The sequence below is a fragment of the Vibrio sp. HM8-C genome, from assembly GCF_058630515.1.
Map to the genome: position 1 here is coordinate 60,604 of NZ_JBMMKS010000008.1, position 22,971 is coordinate 83,574.

Below are 22,971 nucleotides of genomic sequence, written 5' to 3' on the forward strand. Positions count from 1 at the left end.
AGTGCAACTGGCTAATAATTGGACAAGTTGTTGTAAGGTTTGATCTTAAGTCTGTTATGAGCTGCAACGATGTGCTTTAATCACTGTAGTTGCATTCAGATAGGAAAAGGGACCTATGAACAGCGTATTTGAAATTGTGAGCTTGGCTCGCCGTAAAAACAAACTTAAGCGTGAACTCATCGATAACGAGAAGAAAGTACGTGACAACCGTAAACGTGTTGACCTTCTAGAAAACTTGGTTGATTACATCAAGCCAGAAATGACTCAAGAAGAGATCATGACCATCGTTAAAAACATGAAAGCGGACTACGAAGACCGTGTTGATGACCATATCATCAAAAGCGCTGAAATCTCTAAAGAGCGTCGCGACATCAGTCGCCGCATCCGTGAGCTAACTGAACAAGACAAACAAGCGCACCAACCTAAAAAATAAGGTTCAAACGCATTTGTTTTAGACCCGTCATTTGACGGGTTTTTTATTATTCAAATTCGCTTGTTCTTCATTCTTAACACTACTGCTTATGTTTGAAATAGTGGTTAGACTGTCTAGTGTTCTCATAACTGTAGTAAATGAGGTCTATGACTCATGAAACAAAATATTGTCCATATTGCTTTGGTTGTTCGTGATTATGATGAAGCCATTGATTTCTATGTTAATAAACTTAAATTTGTTCTTATAGAAGACACTTACCAACCTGAGCAAGATAAACGCTGGGTTGTAGTTGCTCCACCAAATTCTCACGGGGTCACATTACTATTGGCTAAAGCATCAAAACCTGAACAACACGATTTTATCGGTAATCAAGCTGGTGGACGGGTTTTCTTGTTTTTAAACACTGATGACTTCTGGAGAGATTATGAACGCATGAAGTCTATTGGTATAAAATTCATTAGAGATCCACAGGAGCAGGAATACGGCACAGTAGCTGTATTTGAAGATTTGTATGGCAACTTGTGGGACCTATTACAGCTAAACCCAGACCACCCTATGGCTAAAAGATAAAATCAGAAAAATCTGAAACAGCAGCCCTTTTACCTAGTGTATTAAGGGCTATCTATCCCGCAACCGTCGCAATTGCTCATCATTTTTGACTACCTTACTAGATCTTTTTAACGGCTATTTATACGTAAAACGTTTGCGTAATCGCTAACCTTCTATTTCCTAAATATTGAGGGTTTCATCACACTTTGACTCTTGGTATATTAGCGCCAGTTAATCAACTTAGACCATTCGAGGCACGGAGCTCCCTCATTTATCTCACGACGAGAAGATTGGTACCGGTGATACCAAGTCCGGCATTTAAAGAGGGTCTATATTATGGATATGCAAACAATTGAAATTATGGGTTACGCAGCATCTATCATGGTTGCTATTTCTCTAACTATGAAAGACATCGTTAAGCTTCGTATTCTGAACTTTATCGGTTGTGCTCTATTCTCTGGTTACGGTCTTATGATCGACGCACTACCAGTAGTTGCAACAAACACGTTTATCGCTGTTGTTAACGTATACTTCTTAGCGAAAATGTATCAAGAGAAAAAAGCAGCAGAAGCAGAAGGCGTTCAAAACCCAGCTTAATTTTTGCTAAAAATTGAATTGAAAAGAAAAGCCCAAGTGTTTATATCACTTGGGCTTTTTTATTTTTGCAACTAGTTAATTCCGGTAGTAAAACTGTCTAAGCTACGTTGTCACATTTACAAAATAGTTAAATCTGAAAAACGATACCAACCCGACTCTTGCTTACCAACGTTGGCAAAATTCAATCGAGCGTCGCCATGACTATCTACTAACGCAAGTTCTAAGTAATAGTGCCCTGCAACTAGAGAGCTAGGTAAAGTTAAACTGCTGTGTGTTTCATATTCACCCGGTATCCACGAACGGACATCATAGTTTGATATGCCAAAAAATGCGTTGTTGCCTTGTTCATCCACTAATCGATACGCTAAATAACGATGCTGATATGGTGGAGCATTTCCCACATTTATAAACAGCGCATTGACGTTAAGAATGCCACCAGCGCTGAGTTCAACTTGATGATTAAGCTTTTCCAAACGAATGCGATAACCGATTTTTGTTAGAGCTTCATCAAGTAAACCTCTGTACTCTGACGGAATTGGCTTTGATTTTAAATTGAGTGTTGATGCGTGATGTTCAATAGCCCAATCCAAACTTGCTTTTACTTCTTCATATGTATAGCCCTGCGTTGACTTCCATTCTTGTACTGTCCCGCATGTTTCAAGACTTATTGGTCCACGTTGCCAACTTGTATCGAAGTTAGAATCTTCATATTTTGCTTGTGCTATACGATATGGGTAATCATCTCTCATATGACTCCAAGTAGTTGAGAAATGATGCCAGTCACCCCAACAGTCTGCTCGCCAACCTGCACCTTTTTCCGTAGCGTAAGCTAAACTGTGTCCACCTCCAATGAGCATAACTTTGGGCGTTTTTGGAAATGCTTCAAAGTGCAAATCTACCCATTTGTTTAGATCTTCATCGCTGTATTTTTGATGTAAAGGTTCCAACCCTGAAAAATTGCTGTTATGCCATTCGCCCCATGAGCCAACCATACCAATATCAACATGACTCAGGTTGGAATTACCGTCATAGCGGTTGCCAAATGCCTTGAGTAGTTTTTCACCGTAATAGAGATACAAACTGTCATCAATATTTGGAACAAATGTTTTATGATCTTCGGTCCAATAGCCGCTGATACCTTTATCGATTAACCATTGAGGAACTTTACTTCCAGACTCTGGTTCATCAGCTGTCATAAAGCGTATAGCGACCATTTTAGGCGGCGTTTCATGACGGTTTTCACTAAGGATTTTATCCAACATATCGAAGGCATATTTGCCCTCTTCTGGTTCGACTTCACTCCAGTAGAAACGATAATAATCAATACCTGCGTCAGGATAATCATCGCTATTAAGTGTTGAGCCCCAGTTGTCGTGAAATGTTTCAACACCCATGCCAGGATTAGTGACAGGACCGTTAATCGCCGTAGGATAAACAGTGATAAATATCTGGTTGTTCAAGTCTACTAACTCACTTTCACCGTTGTCAGTAGTTGTTTCAGATTCTTGATTATGTTTGTTATTTGACGGATTGTTTACAGGCTTTTTTGCTATACCTGAACTTAGAGGCAACATTGTCAGTATTGCCATAACAACAGCTTTGTAAGGCTGCATTTTCATAAAAACCTCGGGGTTAATTTACATAAATAGTCCTTTAAACCAATCCCATATTCCGAATGAAAATCCCTTAAAAATATCTATGCCAAGCGCTGACTTTATTAAGTACAGAGCGAGCATTGCCAATAGGAAGATTGATACCACACCGACAAGCACTAACAGCGTGATGATAACGTGAGCCAACTTTGATCGTTCACGCAGCTGTTTACGGTGGTCTCTGCCACAAAGAAAAACAAAATAGTAACGCTTACCAAACCAAGGTACGGTATCTCGGATATCAATAGAGTGTCTCGCAACTAACCCCATCGATTTCACAGCATGTTCAATTCCGCGTTTTTGTTCGTCACTTAACGACTCAGCAATATCACTATCAAGAGTGTGATAAAACTGCTTAATGACTCTGTCTGACCGATTGTTAGACGACACTGATTATTTACCCACTAGTTACTTAGAGCCGACCACTTTTTTATAAACTTCAATTGTTTGAGTGGCGATTTTCTTCCAGTCATACTTTTCTAAATAGTGAGAATAATCAACCTCAGTCTGCTCAGGAAGGCCTGTCAGTTTACTTGCAAGTGCATTGACATCACCGACCGGAAAATAACTTTGCTGATTTAATCCAACTTCAATATTGGCTGGAATATCACTGACTATTGCCGGAAGTGAGAACGACATTGCTTCCAACAATGCAATAGGCAGCCCTTCATGATAAGAAGGCATGACAAACAATCGGGCTTGCGAAAATAGAACTTTAAGTTCATCTCCTTTAACAAATCCGGTTAGCTTTACACCTTTCGTATTGCGAGCTTTAGCCTTAAGTTCCGAGCTATAAACCGTTTCATGATCAGTATCGCCTACCAACACCAAAGGTATTGATAAACCAGACTGCGCATAAGCATCAATGAGGTCATGAAAACCTTTTTCTTCGACAAATCTACCCACTGCCACTATGTATCGTTTAGCGGTGAGTTCGTGATTTGTCAGATACTTACCGATGACAGAAGCGTCTAATGGCTGTGCATCAAGCACACCGTTATAGATTAAATTGGCATCAAAACGCTGGTACTTGTCTTTAATAATATTATTGATCACATCCGATATAACGATCACTTCACTAGCCCACTTTGAAGCAAATCTTTCACCTAATTGCAGAATTTTCTTAGCGAAACCACCCCATTTCTGACGATCATAATCAGGACCGTGATGGGTAAAAACCACCTTTTTTCCCATCAGACGCAACAAAGGAACCACTAAACCTGGCCCTATAGCATGTACATGAACCACATCTGAACCATCAGCCAGTGTTGAAAATGCCGCTAATGTTGAGTGCAAAATAGCTTCAAGAGACTTTTTCTTAGGCGCCCAAACTGACTTAGTTTTAACGCCTAGATATTCAGATTTTTGATACGGAACATAAGGTGAGCGAGCAATGACGCAAACTTCAGCGCCAGATTGTTTCACTATCTCTGGATATAAGTGCTGACAGTGAGTTTCTACACCACCAAGCACATCTGGAATTCCACGGGTACCTAGCACAGTGATCTTCATTGTCATTTTATTTCTCACTTAGTAATTCTTGGTACAGATTCATCAACGTATTTTCGTGGCGCGCTAATGAATATTTGTTTTCCAAACGCTGACGAGAACGATGACCGAACTCATTTACTTGCTCTGGGTGTCTAGCAAAATCATCCATCACTTTCGCGAGCGAATCTGGGTTTCCTGATTCAAATAGCCGTCCTTCAACACCCTCTCTTATCTGCTCAGGTATACCACCGATATTCGCTCCAATAACCGGTTTTCCATAAGCCATGGCTTCAATAACAGACATTGAACAGTTTTCGTAACACTCAGATGGCACAATGACTGCGCTAGCCTCTTTTATCAATTTGTGTAAAGCGTCGCCGCTTTGAAAGCCTAAAAAATCGATGTTGTCATAATGAGACGTTAGCTCCTCATAAAGGGGACCATCACCCACAACTTTTAGCGGTATCAACTGCTCTGAACGCTGATAGGCTTCAGCCAGAGTAGCGACACCCTTTTCTACACTTAGTCGTCCTAGATAAAGGAAATACCGACCATCTTTCACACCGTTTCTATCAACATGTTCATCGATGCCATTCACAACAACATCGATGCGGTTATACGGCAATTTTTGACGAATGATGTTTGCGAGGAACTCACTCGGTGAAACGATCACATCCACGGCTTGGTAGTTCTTCGCCAACGATTGATATGTGGCTTCTAAAGACAATAACGCACTCTTAAACAGCGAACCTTCTTGGCAACGATATTTAAACGCATTCCACACAGAACCCTGTAAACATGCTTCACAGGTATGCCCATCTCGATACATGGTGTAACTAGGACACGCTACCTTGGTGTCATGAACAGTCAGTACCGTTTTGCAGCCTAAAGACTTGGCAACTTTAATAATTGAAGGTGTAAGTTGATGATAGATATTATGAAAGTGAACTATCTCAGGACGTTCCTTGTTAATGAGAGCCGCTAATTTTTCACATGCTTCGCTATTATGGATAAAGTTAATCGCTGTTTTAATACTTCCAAATAGGCTTTGTTTGCCATCGTGATAGTCCACATTTGAAACGAAATAATCGCTATAAGGCGATGAGGTGTTCTTTTCATGCTGCATAGAGAAATCAACGATGGTAGCCCCTGATCTTTCCAACATTTCACGTTCTTGGAAGAACACGGTTTCTGCTCCGCCTTTCATGAAGAAGAACTTGTTTACTAAAAGTATTTTCATTGCTCACCTCCTTTGATAAGTCGGTTATCCGGTGCCTGATAGGGATCTTTCAGTCGACAACTGAGTCCGCGTATAAGACCAGCAGAAAAGACGCTTAAGTTAATCACACTTTGAAATGCATCTCTTAATGAACGGTTTTTTAGTGCTTTTAAAGCAAAAAAAGCAATGAGCGGTAATAGCACAACAGAAATAATCTTTACATGAAACGTTAGAATCGACACAGCCAAAGCTAGCAGGTACAAAGTAAAAATTGCTTCGTTTTTCACAACATTAAGTGCGTCTTTGAAATGTGGTTTACCCCAAGCACTTTTTAATAATTCGCCAGACGCAAACAAATAGCCACTTCTCCAACGATATTTCATCAATTCGATGGAAGACATATCGTAAGAAGTATGAGAAAAGTATGGAATTGCAAGACGATGAAGTTTATATCCGGCATGTTTTAAGCGCATGCCAAGTTCAGCCTCTTCATACGCATGTAGATTTCGGTTTGTTAAGTAACCTAATTGTTCAATTGCAGAGCGACGATAAAGACCTCCACCTCCAAGGTGAGATGTATCGCCAACTGGATAGATCTTATGAATACGCTGCTTGCGTGACTTAAATTCGTAGCTTTGTGCATCATCCATCTCAACCATACCAGCCACGCCTGCATAATCTCTATGGGTGTCTAAATACGCAATACCCTGCTCAATAAAACCTGGCGCGAGCTCCATATCGCCATCCATTAGAAGAAGAAATTCACCTTTTGCATGTAAGTAGCCCAATTGATGCCCAACACCGCAGCAGCGCTCTTCACCATTCACTAACGTGGCAACTTTTGCTCCATTTTCTAGAGCAATAGATTGGGTATCATCTGAAGACAGGCTGTCTGCGACAATAATCTCATGCGGATAATCAGTTAAATTTTCACGAATACTGGTAATGGTTTTGGCTATCCCAGCCTGTTCATTATACGTTTTGATAATGACGCTGATTTTGATTTCTTCACCCATAGGTAGGCTCACTTATTGTTAATACTGACTTCCGTATAACTAATGCTGCACCTATTGAAAAATAGAACAGAAACTGAAGCATCGGAACTATCATCAAAGTTTGACTGTATGGAAGGCTCAACAAACCCGCAAAACCAAATGCAATGAATGCAGGCTGGAATGATAGAAGTCGTACATCTTCTGCGGTAATTGTCGTTCGAGGGATGAGCGGTTTCGGCATAACGATTCTAAGTGCGTAAAGAATCACACTTAAAAACAATAAAGTGCCAACTAAACCCATTTCCCAAAGCAACATACTTAACGAAGTAGAGTCCAAAAATACGTTAAAGATGATATTAAGGAAACCGGGCGCGACGGTACTACCTCGGTTAGTGGCATTTAATCCATACCCAAATAATTGGCTGGGCAGCCCCCATAAATCACTGTGTTCACCCCAAAAGAATATGGTCGTCATCCTCCCCAGTTCACCGGTTTCCACCATGATGTAATTGGGGTCAAAAACGTAGGACAGTGAATCGATAAATATATCCAGAGCCCCTTTGTCGGAACTGCCTGCAAATGCGGATGCGTATGACGCAGCCAGTATCATAATAGCTAGCGAGATAAGGCCAAACAGGCCGCCGATGATCATCAATGCTGTTTTCAGATCCAAGCGTTTCATTCCTGCGAGATAACTTGGTGAAAACCAAACGAAGGCGAGCAAAAATGGGGAAATTAAAATAACGAACTTCACTTCGCCCAATATACATAGGAAGAAAGCGACAATGATATGTACACCGGTATTCAACTTCGTCGCTAGTCCATGTTTATATTCTGAAAGTTTCAACAACATGATCAACAAGCAAAAAAGTCCCATAGCAGCCGTATTACCGCCTTTCATTGGGTCACCACCAAATGTGCCGACTACCGCATCCCATTTTTCATATTCACCACGAAACGCAACACGTTTAGGCACCACAATGAGGATTTGATACAAGATGACTGGAAACTGTATGTAAAAAACCCAATAGAGCGCTTTAGTTATGCGATAAATCTGTGATTCACGTACAAAGCCCATCAGTAAACAGAACATAATGAGAGAGATGGCCAGCTCATTTTTCATACCGACGATCATCACTTTTATTCCGCTTTGCAAGACTGTAGATACTGTTGCCAAAGCAAACAGACTGATAAACAGTACCAGCAACACGCGTTCCTTATTATCAAGATAAAAAGTGCTGTAGCGAGTTTGCATGGGTAGAAACAGAACCATTAAACAAGTCATTAAGAAAGGGAACCAGAGGACTGCACCAATCCCCGTGAAATACTGAATCATTCCACAGAATATCAATGTAGTCAGTGTCACAACCTGAAGGTAAAGCCCACTGTTTAGACTAAGGTTCACTTCGCTTCCATTCCTTCTTTCATTGAGCGTGCTCTTTGGTTCACTTTTAAATAAATGAATCCATAACGAACTGCAGACAGCACCGCGTAGGCCACAACAGAATAGGCATAGTCGTTATAGAAATACGGCAAGACAACAAATGCAGCTACGACAACCGCTAACTGCTCAATTTGGATACGTAAGAAATATTTAGGCGAACCAAATACCAGTTCGATAACAGTCAAAGGACATATAGCTAGTGCGGGAAACAAATAAGGTAGCATGTAACGAGAGGTTGGAATCGAATCCACCCACTCATGCGTAATCCATCCTCTCGCCGCAGCAAATTCCATGACTAATGGATAAAAGATAAACACACCAGCAGTTGCGATTAACCCTAATATGAAAAGGAGTTTACGAACTTTAAGGAACTCTGGGTAATTAAAGCGTTGGTTACGAAAGTCTAACGACCACTTAGAGAAAATCGAATTTCGAACCGCATTCCCTACTATCACTACTGGTGAAAGGCAAAAACGGCTAACTATAGCGAAATAACCTGCTGTAACCGATGAAAACCAGTAGTTGATGAGAACCGTAGGCAAGTTGCTGTTCGCCATTGCTAGAACTTCGGCACTGCCAATGTTCATAATATGCTGCTTATTTCGCTTGTAAAAAGCTAGATTCGACGCCCAAGACCACTGATTCCAGCTCATTTTTCTAAATGGAAGTGAAGAAATAAGCCATATAAACATGATAACAATTAATGCTATAGCCCAACTCCAATAAAGCAATTCGGCCGTTGGTGTAGTCAACACACATACCAATACTAATGCAGAGGCCATTAAACGTTGAAACGCTAGCAACTTCATTTGTTCGTAACGTAATAGCAGGTTCTCAGAAATCAAAATCCAAGCATGAGCCAGCGTAAGCAAGTAATAAAGGGCAAAGGGTTTATCAAACAACCAAACAATAATGCCAGTAAACGGTAGTGCCAAAATCACCGTCTGAAGAATACAGAACACAATATTTTGAGCTAAATGTTCATCTTGCTGCTTCGGAATCAAAAGCTGTGACGCAAAGGTACAGATCTGCGCACCAATCAACACAATGCTATACACCATTGCGTATATACCGACTTCATCCATGCCATATCGGTTTGATACAAACCATATGGATGACGCACCAATAACTTGAGTAAGCATTGATGAACTGGCAATAGTCGAGATACTTTTGATTAACCCCATTACATTAGTCCTCAGCTAGTAGAGCTGAAAAATTGCCTTGAGCGATAAACTGTCTACTCTCTTCACTTTGTAAATTATCCGGTTGAACTCGGTTCAATACTGCGCCAATGGTCTTGATCTCAGGCTGATTCAATTTCTGAATGTCTTGACGAATATCAGGAACGGACCTCAAAGCAGCGCGGATTACAACAACAACACCGTCGAGAGTTTTCGCTGCCAACTGGGTATCTTTGCTGTCTGTCAGGCTCGGCAAATTCACGACAAGACGTTCGTAAAGAGCAGGTAGCTCTTGCATCATGTGTAGAAATTTCTCGCTCGAAAAATAGACCAAAGGAGACTGTTCTAGCGTGCCTCGAGGCAGAAAATCCAACTTGTCGTTTAACTTAATGAAGAGATCGCTATTGCTCGGTGTTGAAGCACTGCTACCCCATTGTGCCGCACCTTTAACTTCATCGATTTGAGGGCTCACATCGTTATTATTTGATGGGCTTTCAGTGACAATTGATAAGCCTGTTTCACTTCGAAAATCGAGATCTAACAACAGAGTCTTATGGTTACGACTCAAACTATCAGCTAGCAGTTGAGATACTAAAGTCGCCCCTTCATTTTCAGTGCTAGATACGATCCCCAATGAGTATGCGGATGGCGAAGCCAGTTGAATCGCAGTCTTCATTCCATGGAAAGATTCCATAGCATATTGATTGCTGCGAATAAGATTAACCAGTTCACTTCTTTCTCCAGCTTGATCCATTTCTGGTAAATCGGCTAAAGGCTTCAAACCTAGCTTTTTCAGCACCTGAGTTAGGTTATAAATTTTCTGATCCATTGCGGCACGGATAATCACATACAGTGTCGACAATGCAAATGACATGATAAATACCATTGCAAGTAGCAATATCTTGTTTGGTTTTGCGGGAGTTCTTGCTACAGCTGCTGGGTCATATAAAATCGCATCTGGCTCACGATAGCTTGATGAAAGCTCCTGCTCTTTGCTGCGTAAGAACATGTCTTTATAAAGATCTTCGGTTTTCTGCAAATCAGTCTGCATACTTTCATAGGCGTCACGTTTCGCGACCAATGATTTAAAACCGTTCTTTTGCTCGTTAAGCAAAGCCTTGTAACGATTCTCCTTCGCCAACTGAGCTTGATACTCTTTGTACAAACCAAGTTTAAGCTCCACTAACAATCTGCGGAACTGCAGTTCTATCGCCTTTATTTGCGCTTCAGCTTCAAGAATTTTGTTGTGTTTTGGACCGTATCGATTCTGAAGATCAAACAAGGTTCGCTTAGCTTGAATCATCGCAATACGTAAGTCTTGTAACTGTGGATGACTAGAGATTTCCGGAATGGAGGCAAGATCTTCAAGTGGTGCATCTAAGTTCTGAACCACTAATTCATACTGAGATTGTGCAAGCATTCTACGCTCAGTCGCGTTCGCTAGGCGCTCGGTCATAATACTTAATTGTTGCGTTTCAAAACCGTCGATACCCTTAAACGTAATCAAACCTTCTTTGCTGAGGAACTGTTCCATCTCCTTTTTCTTTTTGGTTACTTGGTTACGGAGCTCGTCCATCTGCTGCTCGTTCCACTGTTGCGCAGCTTTAGTTTTCTCTATCTTGTTATCGACCGAATAATCTATAAAAGCTTGCGCAATACCATCGGCAATACGTGCAGCCTCTTCAGCATCATCGGCTTCATATGAAACATGAACTAGTTGTGTTAAACGCACTTCAGATATAGAGAGATTCTTTCGAATATTTTTAACCGTCGCTTTCATTAAATCAGCTTCGGTCATAGGCAGCTCTCTTATGCTGTCATCAACCGTTACACCGCCGTTGTAACGAGCATCATCGTTAAGTTTTAAATCTCTAATCGCTTTCTCTAACACTACCCGTGATTTCATAAGATTAAGCTGAGTGATGTAGTACGGTGAACGTGTCGAATCGTAGCCATCAACGTTTTCTATAGGCGTCGCATTATCTTCCTGCGCTTTTAAAAGCACAGTAGCCGTAGAAACATACTTGGAAGTCATCCCAGAAATAAGTGGGAAACAAGCGCCAGTGACGACAAGTGTGAAAAGCAGAATCTTCCACCAGTGTTTCTTTAGTGCTTTTATGAACGGCGCAAAATCAATGCTGCTTTCCATCTTTTGGCCACTTTCAATCATACCTACTGACATACTAGAAAAAACTCTGCTCTACAATTACGGTATCGCCAGGCTGCACCGGATGTGTCAGCTCAACGTCTTCAATTACTTCATTTGTGGTACCTGAACGTATGCTAATGTCATCTCGGTCAGCACGATCAGTAAATCCACCAGCGATTGCGATCGCCTGTTCCACAGTTAGCCTAGGCTGGAACTCATAACCATTTGGCGATGTCACTTCACCAAAGATATAAAACAGCCTGAATGATTCCATATTGATGGTCACCATTGGGTTTAGAAGGAAGTCTCCTATTAAACGTTCTTCTATTTCGGTTTCTATGGAGCTCGGAGTTCGACCAGCAATAACTACCTCACCAATATAGGGAAAGTTAACGACGCCAGACTTACTGACCTTAAACTTCATCGACATATCAGGCTCACCATAGACGATGATTTCAATTCTATCGCCTGTACCTAACAAATAGTCATCTAAGTTTTCATGCACTTGAGGCTTTGCCGATTGAGCAGCAGTCTGCTGATCATTCGTCGTATTTGCTTTTTTCTGCGTCGACTCTTCTGCCATTAATGGTAATGACATAGCGAATGCGAGTAGAAATACCAACCATGTACGCATCTATATTTGCACCTTTAACTGCAACTCAACATAAGATTGGTCATAACCTAATCGTCTAATAATTGAGTACTGATCAAATTCACCGATGTTTAGTACATCTATATCTTCATTTGAGCTGAACTTTTTCCATTGGTAGTTCATCTCAAACCGTATGGACGGTCTGAAGTCATAACCAATCGCGAATTTCGCTGTTTTGGTTTTATCGTATCGATTGTTATCTTCCATACGATAATCTTCCGTCTCATATTCATAACTTAAAGTGGTAGATAAACGATCTACCCACCAAAAATGTTTCCAAGAAATGCCGTATATCCCATCAAGAATATATCCGCCTTCCTGCCTAGGATCTTTTACTCTTTGAGATGTATGCAGCGACCAAATATCATGCTTTAACGGCTTCCATTCCAACGCTGCATTCCAGTTAGCGCCTAAGAAACTTTCTGAACTTTCGTTTTCAGGAAAATTCTTATAAAGAGCGGCGACATCTGCTTCAATAGTTGTTTTGCCGCTTCGGACGCTTTTAATACCAAACAAGAGGTAGTATTCGTTACTGTCTTTTCGTCTATTGGCTTCGTAGTGACGTCGGTTAGTAATCAAGCTGTATCGAAATCGGGTGTCATCACTGTATTGGTCAAACAACTCAATTAAACCGGTTGTTTCTTGCCACTCTTGTTCCAAAACGTATTGGTAAAAGTCATTATCCGCTGTTTGTATAGGGTCTTTGTCATCGTAATTAAAAGACTTGGTTTGCAGCATTACATCCAACTTCCCACGCCCTTTAGGTGCACCATAGCTGTAGCGAAGGCTGGTATTAAACTGAGAAAAAGCGAGCCCTGATTCACCGAAACCATATTGCTGCATTTGCGATTGATTAAAGCCCTCCGTTAAGCCTAAACCTCTTTGTTCAACCCCGTACCCTTGCTGGATATTCCATTTCAACCCGTGCTTTAAACCATAACGCCAATAGCCATCAAACATCATAAAGTGACTGTCTGAATCATCTTCATGGGAATCTTCATATCGGTTGTAATCCCCTTTGTACATTAAGAGGTATTGGTCTTCACCTCTTTGACCTATCGCCTTCAGCTCAGGGGAAACAGTCCAGTAATTTGACTCAAGTCTGTCTTCATCATCAATTTGATAAGTAACGTTGTCATCAACTCCGTATGCAGTACCAACATTACTTTGAAAATCGATACCTGCTATTCCAATATGTGACTTAGGCTTTAAGTCTGCATGTGCAGAAACTTGAAACAATAAAGCACTGACACAAAGTAAATTAGTATGCAGTTTCACTCACGAAGCCTTTAAAAACTGTCAGAAAGATAATTTTAATATCCAGCCACAACGTCCAGTTCTGCATATATTGAATATCGTATTGAATACGTTTTTCCATTTTATCGACAGTTTCAGTCTCACCACGGTAACCGTTAATTTGTGCCCATCCGGTAATACCGGGCTTAATTTTATGGCGAATCATGTAGTTATCTACAATTTTTCTATATTCCTCATTGTGGGCAACAGCATGTGGGCGAGGCCCCACAATCGACATCGAACCCTGTAGGACATTAATAAACTGTGGTAACTCATCTAAAGAAGTTCTGCGAATAAACGAACCGAACTTAGTAACTCGGGGGTCATTTTTAGTCGCTTGTGTAACTACTTCACTGTTTTCCATTACTTTCATGGAACGGAACTTCCACACTTTGATTTTTTTACCCCCCAGACCATAGCGGTCTTGTTTGAAGAGTATTGGTCCGGGAGAACTCATCTTCACCCCAATAGCTACAGCCAAAAGCACAGGCGAAATCATCAGAGTAATGATTGAACCGACAATGATGTCTTCTATGCGTTTTATTGCAGCACCGACGCCATCAAATGGAGAACCAAACACACTAAAGGTTTGCACACCATTGACTGACTTCACTTTCGAAATGCTAATGTTGTAGGTATACAAATCTGGGACGAGATAAGTATCCACCGTGCTATCGGAAAGCTGCTCCAAATAATGGCGAATACGGTCTTTTGCCACCATAGGCAAAGCAACATAGACCTCGTCAATTTCACCATTACGTGCCTTTTCTAATAAACCATCCACTTTCCCGTTGTACGGAATTTTAGTGAGATAGCCAAAGCGCTGCTCACCGCGGTCGTCATAATAAGAAACGTCAATATCATTGAGATGGTATTCATTAAGCAATGAACGTGATATTGCGATTCCCGCCGGTGTCATACCTATGATTGCAATACGCTGTTTCTGGTTCATTTTCTGACGAAATAGACGAACCGAAACAATCGGAACTAAACGAGCGGCTAGCAAAACTCCAAAGGCAAGCAAGTACCAAGATGCAAAAACCGTTGGATTTAAATTGGTAATGGTGACGCCATCAACATTCTTAAAGCTGAACTTCACTATCTCCATCGCAATAACAGCGATCGTAAAGGTAGCGAGTAAACGAGAAAGGGAGGCACGAATACGACGTAGCGTTCGATAGCTATAAAGTTTGCAATACTCACCAACGAGAAGAAAAATAACGGAAAATATGAAGGCAGCAAGAATATCAATGGCTGTTTCATGATCACCTAAAGACTCAATAATGCTCGTCAACATTAGATTGATAAGCAGGAAATCGACCATTTTTAATAGCGTTGCGTAGCCATCATCCGCCAACTTCAATACTTTTCTTGGTGTCATACCCCAACCGCCTTTAACGTCACAATTTATTGTTCTATGCCTAGCGCAACGATAGCGCCATCTCATTGTTTTAAAGAATATTAATATCTTCTACGTCAACTCTTAGTAATTCTAGAAGAAGAATAGTTAAACGCGACTAAATTGCTGTTTTTATTACTTCTGTTTATCCAATGAGACAATCAATAGCCGCCACCTATTTATCTAGAACCTTTATTGCAAACGTTGCAAAAATTAAATTTGCTACGAGTTGCATATAAATATAGATATATTTTGCTGAGCATTCAATCGTTTGCAGAGATTATCCCTATTTGAGCCCCACATTGCCACGCCGACATCAGTAGGATTTTTCTTATATTTGATACAATTTGGAGACAATCTGTAGGCGTTCCATTTTTGAGACAAAAAAATAGGAGCACTTAGCTCCTATTTGCTTTTTACTAATTGTTGGTCAGTTATGCGATTTTGCTTTTACAGTATTCAATCGCATCATGCAGAATCTCAAGTGCAGATTTATCACACTCAGGAAGCACTGCGTCACTCGTGTTTATCGGCGTAACACGCTGACCCCATCTAATATGACCTGCTCCCCAAGTTAAGCCTGCTCCGAATGCCGCAACTAAAATGTTGTCATTTGGATTTACCTTGCCTTGTTCTAAAGCTTCACATAAAGCGATAGGTACTGTTGCAGCTGAGGTATTGCCATAGTTTTGAATGTTTATAAATGCTTTATCTTGGCTGATACCCGATACATCACATAACGTTTGAATAATACGAATGTTGGCTTGGTGTGGAATTACAACGTCAACATCTTCATTTGATAAACCGCTTCGCTGTAATACTTGTTGAGATGCTGCACCCATACCGCGCACTGCACGTTTGAAGATGTCTTTGCCAATGAAATTGAAATCCCAATGACCGTTATCCGCAGCAAAGCGATCCATAGCTGTGCCAAATTTAGGTACGGCTAAAATATCGCGCCCTTCCGCATCACAACCAATTTGTGCATCCTGTAAACCTAGTCTTTCTTCAGTACGACTTAATATTGCTGCACCAGCACCATCACCAAACAACACAGCGGTATCACGCTTGGTCCAATCTAAATAGAAAGAAAGACGTTCAGCACCAATAACCAGTGCGTGTTTGTAGTTACCCGCTTGGATAAGGCGAGTTGCGGTTTCTAAACCATATAGAAAGCCTGTACAAGCAGCATTCATGTCAAAAGCAGCAGCACCTTTGTTACCCAGATTAAGCTGAACTTGAGACGCGATATTTGGGATCAACGTATCAGGTGAACAAGTAGCAACAATAATTAAATCAAGGTCGCTTGCTTCAAGTCCCGCACACGCTAGAGCGTGCTTTGCCGCTACAGTAGCTAAGTCAGAAGTATTAACATGACTGATGCGTCGATTTTCGATACCTGTGCGAGTACGAATCCACTCATCGTTGGTTTCCAAAAATGTACTTAGGTCGTCGTTTGACAGAGTTGCTGGCGGCAGACATTTACCCCAACCTGTAATTTCAGCGTAAAACTTGGTCATTATCGTTCCGAATCTATAATCGTTATGGCAATAGCAGTAATAAGTTAAACAAAAATCGTAGATTAATTCATTACTGCTATTGTCTATTGTATTTAAATCAACTGCCCCAACATTAGGCATAAGGGCGGATTATACGCTCATTTACCATAAAGAACTGTAAAGACCTAAAATACAAGTCACGATTTGAGAGGAAATTATGTCTACCTTCAATACACGCTGCCCGTCTTGTCATGGATTAAACCGCGTTCCAAATGAAAGAGTCTCTGAAAGCCCAAACTGCGGGAAATGCCAAACTCCGTTGCTTGATGGTGCACCAATAGAAGGAACAGAAGCGAACTTCGATGCGATTTTGAAAAGCTCTCAACCTGTTGTGGTCGATTTTTGGGCGCCTTGGTGTAACCCTTGCGTCGGTTTCGCACCAGTATTTTCGGATGTTGCGAACGAGAGAAGTGGATCCGTTCGTTTCGTAAAAATAGATACTGAAAGCCAGCAAAATCTAGCCGCAAAATTTCAAATTCGTAGCATTCCGACCATTATGGTGTTCAAAAATGGTCAAAGAGTCGATGTAATTAATGGTGCTCTTCCTAAGTCTCAATTTAATCAATGGTTGAGCCAAGCTTTAGCAAAGTAATATATTTGAAAAATATCTAGTTAAGTTGGCAAATTTAAGGCTAAGATGCCAACTTAACTGACACTTTTATAGATTACACAATCAATTAAAGTTATTAATCGTAAAGATCATAAATATTAGTTTTACCTTTCTAAATTCAAGTCTCATATTCGCCCCAAATTCTCTTCTTTCCCCCTATAACTTTGAGGCGACGTCGTTGGACAACTTGTTGGTATCAACTTCTTCTCAACGCATTTCTGTTCCAGTAATTGCGTTAACTTTCTATGCTGTAGCGTCAGGTTACTTAATGAGCTTGATCCCTCTCATGCTGCCTCATTATCAGTTGGAAACTAGCTTAGCCAGTTGGTTGGCGAGCGTGTTTTACGCCGGCTTACTCATCGGTGCGATGTTTGTTGATCCTGTCGTAAATCGTTTAGGCCATAGAAATGCCTTTATTGTGTTCCTGATGGTGCTTCTTGCATCTATTATTACTTTGCCGCTTTTGGCTTACTCAAGTATTTGGCTTGTATCTCGTTTCGTTGCTGGTATCGCAGTTGCGGGGGTCTTTGTCGTTGTTGAATCTTGGTTATTGCATGGTGATGAATCTGGTCGCGCTAAACGCCTTGGTATTTATATGGCTGCGTTATACGGCGGTTCAGCGGTTGGGCAATTAGGCATTAGCTATTTAGGCATTTACGGCGCAGTACCATTTTTAACCATATCAGCACTTTTGCTATTAGCCTCTGTTGTGTTGATCTTTGGTAAATCTACTCAACCTGCGACTCAGCAAGCAACGAGCTTGTCATTACGTCAAATGACCAAGTTAAACCATGCAGCAATTATGGGTTGTATTGTTTCGGGGCTAACCCTAGGTGCAATTTACGGTTTGATGCCTGTAGAGCTAAACAATAGAGGTTTAGATCACTCAAATATGGGCGCTCTACTCGCACTCGTTATTCTAGGCGGTATGGCTGTTCAACCAAGTGTTCCTTGGCTTTCAAAATACCTTGGACGCACCTTGTTAATGGCACTGTTTTGTTTGATTGGTTCAGCGGCTGTGATTTTACCATTCCTAAATACAAGCCTTACTGTTTTAGCAATCAGCTTATTTGTTTTGGGCATGGCTACATTTGCTTTATACCCAATTGCTATCAACTTAGGCTGCGATAAGCTAGATGCGAGTTATATTGTTTCAGCAACCCAAGTGATGTTATTTAGCTATAGCGTAGGTTCAGTATTGGGGCCTGTCATCGCTGATTGGTTCTTCCAAAACGGGCAAGGTTTGTTGGGCTATCTGTTTGTCATTCAAATGGCCACTTGTCTATATATGCTACTTTCCAGTGTCAAAACCAAACGCCAATGGGTCGCTGGAGAATAATCACTCTAAACCATCGGTTTTGTATTTTGCTTTTACTTATTTGGACGCTTTAAGTCGTTGGTGACGATTTGAAGCGTCTTTTTCGATCTGTGTAGGTGCATCTTTCCGTTCGTGCAATAAATGACGTATAGCAAGAATGGGATGTGACAACAGCATTCTTGGGCCTGAATAACGCATAACCAACCTCATACTCTCTTTTGGTTCAGGTTTATAGCAATGTATTGGGCATCGATTGCAGGTTGGTTTGTTTTGTCCGTACGGACATCTGTCTAACCGCACTTCAGCGTATTCTAAAAGTGACTGGCATTTCTCACATAAGTCACTTTGGGGAGAGTGATGTTTGTGACAATAAATGTGCACCATCGCCGATACAGTCTTGAATTCAGTTTGAAGCGAACCGAGCAAAAGATCACTTGGCTTAGTCATTCATGCACCCTATTTAATGACGACTTGGTTAATTTCTCACTTACTATTGAGCTTAGTGTTTAAAACCTATAAGCTCCCCACCCTCATGTTCCTCAGATGTGAAAATCATGAACCGCAAAAAGAAAATAAACCAAATTTTAAAAAAGAAGATTAAACAGCAAAATTCGAAGCTGCATAAAAGCAACAAGCCTCGCTACATTTCAAAAGCTGAACGCGCGAAGTTAGAGGCTGAAGAAGCTCAACAAGCCTCGAATGAAGGTGAAACTCAATCACCAGAGTAATAACTCATCATCAATAGCGATGTATCTGTCAGCGGCTTCCACTAAGCTGTTTGCCGTTAAACCGGGTACTCCATAGACTTCTACTTGCTTGCCGAATCTTTGCTGAATGCGTTTGGCAAGTAAGTCAAAATCGCCATCACCAGACACCAACACCACAACATCAACTTGTTCAGCCAATTCTATGGCATCCAGTGTAATACCAACATCCCAATCACCTTTGGCACTACCGTCGCGACGCTGAATGAACGGCTTTAACATCACTTCAAATCCGATACCACGTAATATGTGGTGGAACTGCCGTTGTCCTGTATCTTTGCTAGCGATAGCGTATGCATTGGCTTTAACAACCGTGCGATCCTTTGTTACCTTTTCCCAAAATCGATTGTAATTAAAGTTGAGTTGATAACGTTCTTTACAGGTGTAGTAGACATTTTGTACATCTACGAGAATAGCGATCTTTTCCATAGTGTTGTATGTACCTTTGTAAGCATACGTTTGGTTTTACGAATGACTTTAAACAACGACCAAACGGCAACTGCGACCTTATCACAGCAACGCACGTAAAAGTGATTTCATTGTGACAAAAACTTATTTTGTGACATTGTAACTAAACATGGAGTTGATTAGGGTCGACCGAGATGAAACTGTAAGGAAATTAAAGATTTTCGAGGGAGAAATGGAGGCGCGTACCGGAATCGAACCGATGTACACGGATTTGCAATCCGGTGCATAACCACTCTGCTAACGCGCCTTTATAGGAAGTTTGATGGTGCCCCGGGCCGGACTTGAACCGGCACGACTCGAAAGTCGAGGGATTTTAAATCCCTTGTGTCTACCAATTTCACCACCAGGGCAACGCATAATGCGATGGCGACACCATCTGCTCACAGCTTTATCGTGTGAACGGGGCGTACTTTAGCGAAATCAGCACTAAGGTCAATAGAAAATTATCAATTGCATTACCGACTGCTGAATAAAACGACGCCATTGTATAGATGAACAACAGATCGTCTAATTAACCCACACAGTCGGTATAGCTATGCCCGATGTTTCTCTCTTACCATTTCAGAAATACAATCGATGACGTTATGGCTGGCTTTTTCTGCTTTCTCTAATGTTTTTACAATTGAATCCATCACATGATCGTCTTCAAGCCAATCTTGATTAACTAGAGTCATTGCATGTTGTACCGATTCATGCACTTCTTTATGGAAAGACTCTAGGCGTCGATAAGATGGGACATGGCTAAAGTCTGACAGTCCGTGCCCTTCGTAATACCATTTACCTAATCGACAATTATGGTGAGTCACTTTTACCGCTTCAGCTTCATTACCACTACCGCTGTTCTCTAAGCCGATGTAACCATTTTGCATATAAATAATATGATCAAGCTTGACCAGAGAAGCAAAGGAGACATCTTTTGCGAGTGTCACTAGTGTGATTGTTTCCTGAGACGAGTTTGCCACTTGATCGAAATTGACATGGAAGTTCTCCACAGCATTACCTACGTGCTGTGTTTGCTTCTCAACTTCTAGAGTCTGGCTTACCATCTCTTCAATTTGACTGGTAAGAGAAGAGACAATCCCGCTGATTTCCGCTGTTGATTTACGAGTTCTGTCTGCCAATAAGCGAACTTCATCAGCCACAACTGCAAAACCTCTACCGACCTCACCTGCTCGCGCCGCTTCAATCGCCGCGTTTAGTGCGAGTAAGTTAGTTTGTTCAGCGATGTCAGTGATCATACTGACCGTTTCTGAAATTCGAATACTATCGTTACCAAGCTTTTGTGCTCTGCTACCCATTTGTGTCATTCGGGTATTCATACTGTCCAATGCGCTGTTCAGATCTTTCACTAGCGTGCGACTTTGCTCTGCACCATCTCGGTTCTGCGTTGCGATAGCAATAACATCGTCCATTTTCTCGGATAAGGTCACCAACTCTCGCTGATTGTCTTTGAGGTTTATGAGTAGATTACTGGTGTTGATTTTATGCAGAGCACTGCGCAATCGGTTTTGACGAGCAAAGACATGAGCGTCATGCATAGAATTAACCGCTACATTAATGTTCTTCATCGTAGAGGCAAATTCACCCGGTAAACCATCATGTAAACCATTACGGTGAAATTCGTGCTTTGCTGTCCTTTGAAAGGTATTTGATAACTCTTTAAAGTTGGTTTCCACAATATCGAGTAAATCGTTTAAAGCCCAAGCCACATGCCCGACTTCACCCAATCCTTTGGTATCAGTTATGCGAACGTGAATGTTGCCTTTAGTCGCTTCATTCAGGGCATAGCGGATTTTATCCAAAACCATAATGGGGTGTTGGTGATCTGCGTATGCGTATATGGCAAAGATAAAAGCAATGATAGGTATAACAACATCAATAGCGTTCAAGCCGTATCGATAGATGTTGTAGGCCGATAACAAAATCGTCGCGAAAACAAAAAATACGCACAGCACAATAAATTTGTGTTTAAGCAGAAGTACATTTCTACTTACATTACTGGTTCGCATAGCGTTCCCTCTTAGCGATGTTTTTTATACAAGCTCAACGCAAATTCTTCGTAATTCTGGTGGTACTCTTTACGAATAAGGTCGTTGAGCCATTGCCATGACGTCTCTGAAGCTTTGCTACGTTCAGTGCGTTGCTCCAATTCGATCATTTGACGATAAACTTTTTCTATATCAGGAATAACTTGCTTTGGCGGGGTACGACGAACGGAATAATAACCAACAGCTTTACCGTTCACTAAATCAGGGGTGACATTGGCGAAAACCCAATAATAGTTTTTGTCAAAGGTGTAATTTTTAATGAAACCAAAAAATTCGTTTCCGGATTTCAGAGTGCTCCACAATCCATAAAACACGCCACGAGGCATAGTAGGATGACGAATGATGTTATGGTTTTGTCCTAAAAGATCACGCTCTGAGTAATTGGCGACCTTCATAAACGTTCGATTGGCATATGTGACCTTTCCTTGCAAATCCGTTTTGCTAATGATCAGTTCACTACTCTTAAATGTGACTTCCTTTTCTCCAGCTAAATTCATGTTTGAATCCCAACTTAACCGTTGCACATAGTAAATAACTATATGTGTGTATTAATGAATCGCAAGTAACTGAAGAGGGTTTTAAGCGTTGCGTTGAGTATGTCACAAAGCTCACATGGTAATAACGAAGGAATGAGTTAACAAAATACCCAATTAGTATTAGGGTTTATTCTTTTTAAATTATTTAGTTATTAGGTTTAGATGAGGAAACATAGAGAAGAAAATGGAGGCGCGTACCGGAATCGAACCGATGTACACGGATTTGCAATCCGGTGCATAACCACTCTGCTAACGCGCCTTTATAGGAAGTTTGATGGTGCCCCGGGCCGGACTTGAACCGGCACGACTCGAAAATCGAGGGATTTTAAATCCCTTGTGTCTACCAATTTCACCACCAGGGCAACGCATAATGCGATGGCGACACCATCTGTTCACAGCTTTGTTTTGAGAACGAGGCGTACTTTAACGGATTCTTTTTTTCGGTCAATAACAATTTCTATATTTTTCAACTGAATGGCTAAGAAACACTCTTACACGAACAGAACATAGACAACACGAGCAACTGTCGTTCAATCTCTCCTTAGTTTTATATTGGAAAATGCTTCTAAAACGGCCAAGTTTCTAATTGATGCTATTCTCAATAATAAACA

Annotated in this window: 22 protein-coding genes and 4 tRNA genes; 6 read left to right on the plus strand and 20 right to left on the minus strand. The window is 41.1% G+C overall.

Going from position 1 to position 22,971, the window contains the following annotated elements:
• Positions 1 to 115 precede the first annotated feature (115 nt).
• The 3 genes from ACOSVQ_RS11025 (at position 116) to ACOSVQ_RS11035 (ending at position 1,579) form a co-directional block, all read left to right on the plus strand.
• Positions 116 to 433, plus strand: coding sequence for a DUF496 family protein (locus tag ACOSVQ_RS11025; protein WP_491982615.1), 318 nt, complete (start codon positions 116 to 118; stop codon positions 431 to 433).
• A 153-nt stretch (positions 434 to 586) separates the two neighbouring features.
• On the plus strand, positions 587 to 1,003 hold the full coding sequence (locus tag ACOSVQ_RS11030) for a VOC family protein (RefSeq protein ID WP_491982616.1): 417 nt from the start codon (positions 587 to 589) through the stop codon (positions 1,001 to 1,003).
• A gap of 315 nt (positions 1,004 to 1,318) precedes the next feature.
• Complete coding sequence (locus ACOSVQ_RS11035; RefSeq protein ID WP_491982617.1) at positions 1,319 to 1,579, plus strand: YgjV family protein; 261 nt, start codon at positions 1,319 to 1,321, stop codon at positions 1,577 to 1,579.
• 116 nt (positions 1,580 to 1,695) lie between these two features.
• On the opposite strand, the gene ACOSVQ_RS11040 is transcribed toward ACOSVQ_RS11035, so the two are convergent.
• The 12 genes from ACOSVQ_RS11040 to ACOSVQ_RS11095 all read right to left on the minus strand — a co-directional run bounded on the left by ACOSVQ_RS11040 (position 1,696) and on the right by ACOSVQ_RS11095 (position 16,577).
• Complete coding sequence (locus tag ACOSVQ_RS11040; RefSeq protein WP_491982618.1) at positions 1,696 to 3,198, minus strand: DUF4832 domain-containing protein; 1,503 nt, start codon at positions 3,196 to 3,198, stop codon at positions 1,696 to 1,698.
• Between the two features lie 18 nt (positions 3,199 to 3,216).
• The gene (locus ACOSVQ_RS11045) at positions 3,217 to 3,621 is read right to left on the minus strand and encodes a hypothetical protein (protein ID WP_491982619.1); all 405 of its coding nucleotides are present in this window, start codon (positions 3,619 to 3,621) and stop codon (positions 3,217 to 3,219) included.
• 18 nt (positions 3,622 to 3,639) lie between these two features.
• Positions 3,640 to 4,749 carry a glycosyltransferase family 4 protein gene (locus ACOSVQ_RS11050; RefSeq protein WP_491982620.1) on the minus strand — a complete coding sequence of 370 codons (1,110 nt, stop codon included), beginning with the start codon at positions 4,747 to 4,749 and terminating at the stop codon, positions 3,640 to 3,642.
• 1 nt (position 4,750) lies between these two features.
• Entirely contained in the window at positions 4,751 to 5,962 is a 1,212-nt protein-coding gene (locus ACOSVQ_RS11055) for a glycosyltransferase family 4 protein (protein WP_491982621.1), read from the minus strand.
• Complete coding sequence (locus ACOSVQ_RS11060; protein ID WP_491982622.1) at positions 5,959 to 6,957, minus strand: glycosyltransferase family 2 protein; 999 nt, start codon at positions 6,955 to 6,957, stop codon at positions 5,959 to 5,961. The genes ACOSVQ_RS11055 and ACOSVQ_RS11060 overlap by 4 nt, the downstream gene beginning before the upstream one ends.
• On the minus strand, positions 6,950 to 8,341 hold the full coding sequence (locus ACOSVQ_RS11065; protein WP_491982623.1) for a capsular biosynthesis protein: 1,392 nt from the start codon (positions 8,339 to 8,341) through the stop codon (positions 6,950 to 6,952). The genes ACOSVQ_RS11060 and ACOSVQ_RS11065 overlap by 8 nt, the downstream gene beginning before the upstream one ends.
• On the minus strand, positions 8,338 to 9,564 hold the full coding sequence (locus tag ACOSVQ_RS11070; RefSeq protein WP_491982624.1) for a lipopolysaccharide biosynthesis protein: 1,227 nt from the start codon (positions 9,562 to 9,564) through the stop codon (positions 8,338 to 8,340). Before ACOSVQ_RS11070 ends, ACOSVQ_RS11065 begins: the two co-directional genes overlap by 4 nt.
• A 4-nt stretch (positions 9,565 to 9,568) precedes the next feature.
• Positions 9,569 to 11,743, minus strand: a complete 2,175-nt coding sequence (locus ACOSVQ_RS11075; protein ID WP_491982625.1) for a GumC family protein — start codon at positions 11,741 to 11,743, stop codon at positions 9,569 to 9,571.
• Between the two features lies 1 nt (position 11,744).
• Complete coding sequence (locus ACOSVQ_RS11080; RefSeq protein ID WP_491982626.1) at positions 11,745 to 12,344, minus strand: polysaccharide biosynthesis/export family protein; 600 nt, start codon at positions 12,342 to 12,344, stop codon at positions 11,745 to 11,747.
• The gene (locus ACOSVQ_RS11085) at positions 12,345 to 13,640 is read right to left on the minus strand and encodes an outer membrane beta-barrel protein (protein ID WP_491982627.1); all 1,296 of its coding nucleotides are present in this window, start codon (positions 13,638 to 13,640) and stop codon (positions 12,345 to 12,347) included. It abuts the gene before it with no gap.
• Complete coding sequence (locus ACOSVQ_RS11090; protein WP_491982628.1) at positions 13,624 to 15,039, minus strand: undecaprenyl-phosphate glucose phosphotransferase; 1,416 nt, start codon at positions 15,037 to 15,039, stop codon at positions 13,624 to 13,626. Before ACOSVQ_RS11090 ends, ACOSVQ_RS11085 begins: the two co-directional genes overlap by 17 nt.
• 452 nt (positions 15,040 to 15,491) lie before the next feature.
• Positions 15,492 to 16,577, minus strand: coding sequence for a ketoacyl-ACP synthase III (locus ACOSVQ_RS11095; protein WP_491982629.1), 1,086 nt, complete (start codon positions 16,575 to 16,577; stop codon positions 15,492 to 15,494).
• 196 nt (positions 16,578 to 16,773) lie between these two features.
• Here ACOSVQ_RS11095 and trxC point away from each other — a divergent pair, with 196 nt between their 5' ends.
• Positions 16,774 to 17,208: a thioredoxin TrxC gene (trxC, locus tag ACOSVQ_RS11100; protein ID WP_491982630.1), complete on the plus strand. Its 435-nt coding sequence runs from the start codon at positions 16,774 to 16,776 to the stop codon at positions 17,206 to 17,208.
• A 196-nt stretch (positions 17,209 to 17,404) separates the two neighbouring features.
• The gene (locus tag ACOSVQ_RS11105; RefSeq protein ID WP_491982631.1) at positions 17,405 to 18,565 is read left to right on the plus strand and encodes an MFS transporter; all 1,161 of its coding nucleotides are present in this window, start codon (positions 17,405 to 17,407) and stop codon (positions 18,563 to 18,565) included.
• A 36-nt stretch (positions 18,566 to 18,601) separates the two neighbouring features.
• On the opposite strand, the gene ACOSVQ_RS11110 is transcribed toward ACOSVQ_RS11105, so the two are convergent.
• Positions 18,602 to 18,991: a nitrous oxide-stimulated promoter family protein gene (locus ACOSVQ_RS11110; protein ID WP_491982632.1), complete on the minus strand. Its 390-nt coding sequence runs from the start codon at positions 18,989 to 18,991 to the stop codon at positions 18,602 to 18,604.
• Between the two features lie 107 nt (positions 18,992 to 19,098).
• Between ACOSVQ_RS11110 and ACOSVQ_RS11115 the strand changes: the two genes are divergently transcribed.
• On the plus strand, positions 19,099 to 19,272 hold the full coding sequence (locus ACOSVQ_RS11115; protein ID WP_491982633.1) for a DUF2986 domain-containing protein: 174 nt from the start codon (positions 19,099 to 19,101) through the stop codon (positions 19,270 to 19,272).
• Here the strand turns inward: ACOSVQ_RS11115 and ACOSVQ_RS11120 are convergent.
• From ACOSVQ_RS11120 to ACOSVQ_RS11150, 7 genes are all read right to left on the minus strand, one after another.
• Entirely contained in the window at positions 19,261 to 19,737 is a 477-nt protein-coding gene (locus ACOSVQ_RS11120) for a LabA-like NYN domain-containing protein (protein ID WP_491982634.1), read from the minus strand. The genes ACOSVQ_RS11115 and ACOSVQ_RS11120 overlap by 12 nt on opposite strands.
• A gap of 212 nt (positions 19,738 to 19,949) precedes the next feature.
• A tRNA-Cys gene (locus ACOSVQ_RS11125) sits at positions 19,950 to 20,023 on the minus strand.
• Positions 20,024 to 20,039: 16 nt separating this feature from the next.
• Positions 20,040 to 20,126 (minus strand) — tRNA-Leu (locus ACOSVQ_RS11130).
• A gap of 183 nt (positions 20,127 to 20,309) precedes the next feature.
• Positions 20,310 to 21,785, minus strand: a complete 1,476-nt coding sequence (locus tag ACOSVQ_RS11135) for a methyl-accepting chemotaxis protein (RefSeq protein ID WP_491982635.1) — start codon at positions 21,783 to 21,785, stop codon at positions 20,310 to 20,312.
• An 11-nt stretch (positions 21,786 to 21,796) separates the two neighbouring features.
• Positions 21,797 to 22,321 (minus strand): PAS domain-containing protein, encoded by a 525-nt coding sequence (locus tag ACOSVQ_RS11140; RefSeq protein ID WP_491982636.1) that lies wholly within the window; start codon positions 22,319 to 22,321, stop codon positions 21,797 to 21,799.
• Positions 22,322 to 22,545: 224 nt separating this feature from the next.
• Positions 22,546 to 22,619 (minus strand) — tRNA-Cys (locus ACOSVQ_RS11145).
• 16 nt (positions 22,620 to 22,635) lie between these two features.
• Positions 22,636 to 22,722, minus strand: a tRNA-Leu gene (locus ACOSVQ_RS11150).
• Positions 22,723 to 22,971: the final 249 nt, after the last annotated feature.